Here is a 5,533-nt window from a genome sequence, read left to right as displayed (position 1 = left end):
TCTTCTCATCGCGAGAGAAAACACGAATCTCTTTAATGTCCGTATGAAGGAATCCCTTCAAAACCGCATTCCCGAATGTCCCTGTACCGCCCGTAATTAACAAAGTTTTACCACTGAACATATACTCTCTCCTAACCCGGCATAGCCGGAAAATATTAATAAGACAATCTGACTTTTTTGGAGTGCGGCGACCTGGCGCCGCTTTTCTTCGGCGGGACCTGGCCCGCCGTCATAACGTCTAGACACTGACTGGCCTACAGCCCGCGCGTGCCCCTCCTTCGCTAAGGCTACGGAGGGCAAGCGAGGTCCCGCGCTAGCAGAGCGGCGCCAGGTCGCCGCACTCCAAACCTCCGTCGCCTAGCGAGAGTGGCTCCCCCTTTTCATTCAAAATCTAAAATTCATAATCCAGAATTCTCTTCCACCGCACTCTTATACAATTCAATGTACTCGGCAAACCGCACATCTTTATCAAAGTGATCTACGGCCCGTTGTCTGCATTTTGCTGAATAGAATTCTTTACCATTACTTCGAACAATTCCTATTGCCTCAACTAAACCCTGAAAATCTCCCCTATCCACCACCAATCCACACCTCTCCTCTAAACACTCGGGGCTGCCGCCGGTATTAAACGTGATAACCGGAGTTCCACAGGCCAGCGCTTCTAGGTTGGTAGTAGGGAAATTGTCCTCGAGAGTCGGATTGACAAAAACATCAGCAGCGCTGTAAATCTCTGCTAATTCAGCTGTACTGTTGGTCTTAGCAATACCTATAATACCGTCGGGCAGCAGCTTGATCTGTGATTCGCTGACACCTACCAACACGATCTTCTCATCTGGTCGCAGTTGCTTGGCAAGATCAATAAAATATTGATAGCCCTTACGTTCACCCCAAATAGATGCGACACCTAAACTAATGAATTGTCCCTGCAAGTTATATCGGCTTCGAAAATCACTCACTTTTGGCTTAAAAACATTCAGGTCAATTCCGTTATTAATAATCGAAACAGGATAATCCCGCAGATATGACTCCTTAACAAGATCTGCAAGCCATTTTGATGGAGTAACTATCTTTAGCTTTTTGACGCCTGTAAAAGCATCCCTTTTCCTCCGGTAATTATGCATTGATCGGTCAAGAAACAGACTTTTCGGATATCCGGATTTAAGCGGGCACTCATAGCACCCACTCCGCCACCTATCGCACCCATTAAAATCAAAATGTGAACAATGCCCGGTAAATGACCAACAATCATGTAGCGTCCAGACAACAGGTTTATCGACCTGCTTAAGATAATCAAAGAGGAAACCTACATGGAGATAATAGCCATGAAGGTTATGTAAATGAATAATATCTGGATTTAGGGCTTTAATCCTTGTGACAAATGCCTGAGTTGCTTCCGCAGACCCAAAGCCGTGTGCATCAAAAAGTCTCGTGCAGGCAACATGCAGATAATTATCCACACGGCCGCCAATTCGAATATTTTGATCACAACTTCTGGCTTCATCGCGCCCAAAAGCAACTGTGCTTTGATGCCCGTATTTTAACAAAATCGCATGTAAATCAGTCGCTATACGTCCCGTACTGCCAATGCCGCAAACTGAATTGATTTGCAAAATATTCATACCGGAATCACTGGCCCAAGAGCGACATTGGCCCAGTGGGGTAATTTGGGATGACCCCCTTTGATAACAATGCGTCGCTTACGGCTAAGAATCGTTCTGCCGCTATATTTGGCGACCAATATTCACTTATCGTCTTTTGCCCTGCTTCAGCCAACCTCAGGCGTTCCGATTCATTTCTGCTTAATTGCACCAACATATCTCCCAGTCGCCTATAGTCACCAGGGGCAAACAACAACCCATTTTCTCCATGCCGAATCATGGTTTTAGCTGCTCCCGCTGCTTCGCTAGCGACGATGGCGCATCCCTCCGACATTGCTTCATTTAAAACAGCGCCCCACCCTTCATAACCATTGCTAGGCAGCACATAAACATGAGCTTGTCGCATCTGATTACGGACTTGCGCTACCGGCATACTGGAATGAATATCTACGTTACCTGTAAGCTTCAGCTTCTGAACTAACCGCTCCAATTCATGACGGCAAGGTCCATCTCCGATTAACGTTAAGCGAGCCTTGGGGTTCTGTTGCATCAGAATGGAAAAAGCCTGAACCAAAGTATCCACGCGTTTCAAGGCAAGCATTCTTCCAGCCCAAATTACCCGAAGCCTCTTATCCCGATCGCGATAGGATGGCAAGGGATTATGAACATCTGTGAAATAGCCCCAATCCCACATTCGTCCTTGAAATGACGTTATACGTCGCATGTCGGTCTCCGCATACCGCCCCATCGGCAAATAATGAAACAGGGGGGATTGGGCAAGACGACAAAATCGATAGGCCATCCAAGCAAATCGCGGATGAAGCAACCGCGCTATGCCTATCGGCGGCTTCCACCATCGCTCAGACATGTAGAAAGTCAGTTTTCCACGCCTCACTCGATCAGCGATTCTGGACACATTACGGTAACCTGCAATCACCACATCAGCATCATCCCACCAGTGTTCGAACTCAACTCTGTGGGTTTCATTTTCGCCAGCGCTCAGGAGCCAGGATTCCAGCTCCTCCGCATCCCATCCCATTTTTACACGTTCAACCATGGGGGGATCGGTTACCGCAAAACGAAAATTATCATCTCCCGGTGCTGACGCCAAACAGCGTGCCAGTGGAAGTTGATGATGGCTGATAATATTGGTTACTTGCAGAATCCGCATTATACACTCCGCTAAATACTTTTCACGTTAACCGGTTACTTGCACCACGGCCCTGGTTATCAGTTCGCGAAATTGTGTGCGCCCTAATATGATATCATGATTTCTTTTTGCACAAATCTGAGCGTTTTTCCTCAACCGATCGTTGAATGCTTTATTATTAAGCAACTCGCAAAATACTTCTTTCAGACTTTCCTCATCACGTTCCGCCACCACTGCAGCCCAACCACCATCCATAGCATATCCAACGGTTCCACTATATTCCGGACCGTACACCAAGATCGGCCGCCCACTCATCATGTAAAGATGCGCCTTAGTTGATATTGCATATTCGATAAATTCTGGAGCCACGTTGAATGACTCTGGCAATAAGAGAACTGAAGCCGAAGCCAAAACGCTCGGTAACTCGTCATGTGTCGGCAGAGGCAAAAAAGAAACTTCGGGGGCTATCAATAACTCACTCGGCATATCCTTGGGTATCCCTGGACAATATACCTCAACTTGAATCGGGCCAACGCTTGCAGGAAGCTTTCTGATTGCCGCAACGAGGTCAATTATTGCTTCATAGCGACGCAATGCGATACTCCCTGTATAGACAGCCCGAAACGGGGTAGTGGATATCGCAAAATCCTGAAATCCAATAAATCTTCGAGGATCATCCAGATGGTATGTGGCTTCAAATTGAACACCATATCGCGCTATAAATTTTTTCTGCATCTTTTGCCCGAACGCTAGCCGGACTATTGCTTTGGCAACCAGTTTCCGCGCACTCCGGCGCAGGAGCCATCCCATCAGATAACCTTTGTATGTGTAACTTGGCCAGTCATCTGTGGTCTGAAAACAAATCGGAATATTGAACCGTTTTGAAATCAGACGCGGGAGTGTGGCAAACCCTAGCGAGTATCCCTGGCAATAAATCATGTCAGGATTAAAATCCCGTACAAAGGTCTCCATTTGCTTAGATAAGCGGATGCAAAAAATCACTTCCCATAGTCCCGAACTAACGAGAGTATCGCCAAGGCATTTCTTTATAATCTTGGCCCAACCACTAATCAAACCAACTGGTCCAACCTCAACTTGTTTAGTGACTGTGTCCGGCGACACCATATTGAACACTCCGCCTCTTAGTCTTTGAAACAGACCACCGAGAAACCGGTCACAGGTTTGGAGGCGATAACAACGGCCACAGAACTCGCCGCTCCCAGGTGGATCCCCAGTTGCGTGAATCTGCGCCAAATGATCTTTCGGCCACTCACTAAACTGCGTGCGGATCAGCAGGTTTACCGGATCATCGTCCTTAATCTTGGTCATCATGACGATTAGAATGCGCGGATATTTGGTATTGATAGTCATTCGTACTATATTCGCAGAATTACCGAGACGTCATAACCTGCTGGTAGATTTCCAACTGCCGCTGAACGATCCGCTTCCGGTCGTTTCGGACTGCAGCTATTTTACGAGACTCTAGAGAGAGCCTCGTGGCAAGCATTTTATCTGTCATTACCCGCTCTAACTGATAAGCGCACATCACCTCATCACCTGGAGGAAAAAAGAGGCAGGAGTCCTCGTCTCTGCCGAGGTAGGCTGTTCCGCCAGTGAAGGAAACAACTGCAGGGACTCCAAGAGTCATCGCTTCAGCAAATGCAACACAGTAGGTCTCACAGAAAGTCGGAATAACAACCGCTGCAGCATTCTTTAACTCCGCGACGATTTGCACGGCATCAAGTGGCCCGAGCCACTCCACAGCATTTGTCAGACCCAATTTTTTAATTATTCTATTGATCCATCTCATGTAGCCATCCTGACGAATTCCAACCCGCTGATGGCCACCAGCAATCCGCAGTCGAGCGTTAGGGATTCGTTTCCTCAGCAAACAAAGAGCCCGGATTGCCACGTGTAACCCTTTATAAGGCACCGAATACGCAGCTGTACAAAATATGACAGAGCTTTGGGGGAGGCACCAAGCCGTAGCCTCGTAAAAAGGCTTCCGCAAAACTAATTCAACCGAGAAAAGGCGCGCTGCCGGGTTGCTAGCCGAGACTTGCGCAACAACCCAAGGGCTCTGAACATCAATGAATCGATGCCCTCGTATGATTTCCTTTTCGCGAAAACCCCAATTCGCAAATTTACGCCGCTCTGTTTGCATGGTTTTCCGCTTGAGTACTTCCTTTACCCCGAGGCAAAGGATCTGTTCCCAGAATGTAAGATCGCCACAGTATACTTTTGAGTACGGCCCCTTCAACCCTTGTATCTCCAGAAGCGCTGGATACTTTAAAAGGTTGCGGGCTGATAGTAGTCCCCAGAAGGACTCTGTTCCCCAAACATGAATTATGTCAGGTGAAAATTCATTAGCGGCTGCGACGATAGACTGCACCAGCGTAGCTGACGGCAGTCCATCGCGCCCTAACCGAGCCCCCGCTGGCACATACCACTGCTTCACATGGCGATAGTCATGTCGAGTGAATGACTTCACCGAACTAAGTGCAATAACACCAAGTTCGAGACCATCGGATTCCAGCAGCCCATTTGCCGTTGCTCCCAGCCAAGTGCCCGTCCCATTGACAGACACATCGCTAAGTGCGCCATTACAAAACCAGAGCACTTTCATGTTATATCTTCCCCATTTCTTGATGTCGGCTTTAGCATTATCTTATTTTCCGCAAAATTTTGCAATGCCTTGTGTACAGCACTTCCAAAGGAACTTGATTTATTCTTTAATTGGGGAACTCTTAAAATATTATTAAAATAAAAACATCTCGGGCATTTT

5 protein-coding genes are annotated in these 5,533 nt (G+C 47.4%); all 5 read right to left on the bottom strand.

The window, feature by feature from the left end:
• A partial coding sequence (locus WCO51_09170; protein MEI6513430.1) for a polysaccharide biosynthesis protein occupies positions 1–121 on the bottom strand: 121 nt, incomplete at its 3' end.
• 277 nt (positions 122–398) lie between these two features.
• Complete coding sequence (locus WCO51_09165) at positions 399–1,619, bottom strand: glycosyltransferase family 4 protein (protein MEI6513429.1); 1,221 nt, start codon at positions 1,617–1,619, stop codon at positions 399–401.
• 7 nt (positions 1,620–1,626) lie between these two features.
• Positions 1,627–2,769, bottom strand: a complete 1,143-nt coding sequence (locus WCO51_09160; GenBank protein ID MEI6513428.1) for a glycosyltransferase family 4 protein — start codon at positions 2,767–2,769, stop codon at positions 1,627–1,629.
• Positions 2,770–2,796: 27 nt separating this feature from the next.
• Positions 2,797–4,119, bottom strand: a complete 1,323-nt coding sequence (locus WCO51_09155; protein ID MEI6513427.1) for a glycosyltransferase family 4 protein — start codon at positions 4,117–4,119, stop codon at positions 2,797–2,799.
• 19 nt (positions 4,120–4,138) lie between these two features.
• Positions 4,139–5,374 carry a glycosyltransferase gene (locus WCO51_09150; GenBank protein ID MEI6513426.1) on the bottom strand — a complete coding sequence of 412 codons (1,236 nt, stop codon included), beginning with the start codon at positions 5,372–5,374 and terminating at the stop codon, positions 4,139–4,141.
• Positions 5,375–5,533 lie beyond the last annotated feature (159 nt).

The sequence above is a fragment of the bacterium genome, assembly GCA_037131655.1.
Taxonomy (GTDB): domain Bacteria; phylum Armatimonadota; class Fimbriimonadia; order Fimbriimonadales; family JBAXQP01; genus JBAXQP01.
Note: the sequence above shows the minus strand (reverse complement) of the source record. Positions and strands in the feature narration are given on the sequence as shown.

Bases quoted from the DNA above. Each gene is read 5' to 3' on its own strand.
- WCO51_09165 (MEI6513429.1), bottom strand. From the start codon at position 1,619: ATGAATATTTTGCAAATCAATTCAGTTTGCGGCATTGGCAGTACGGGA.
- WCO51_09160 (MEI6513428.1), bottom strand. From the start codon at position 2,769: ATGCGGATTCTGCAAGTAACCAATATTATCAGCCATCATCAACTTCCA.
- WCO51_09155 (MEI6513427.1), bottom strand. From the start codon at position 4,119: ATGACTATCAATACCAAATATCCGCGCATTCTAATCGTCATGATGACC.
- WCO51_09150 (MEI6513426.1), bottom strand. From the start codon at position 5,374: ATGAAAGTGCTCTGGTTTTGTAATGGCGCACTTAGCGATGTGTCTGTC.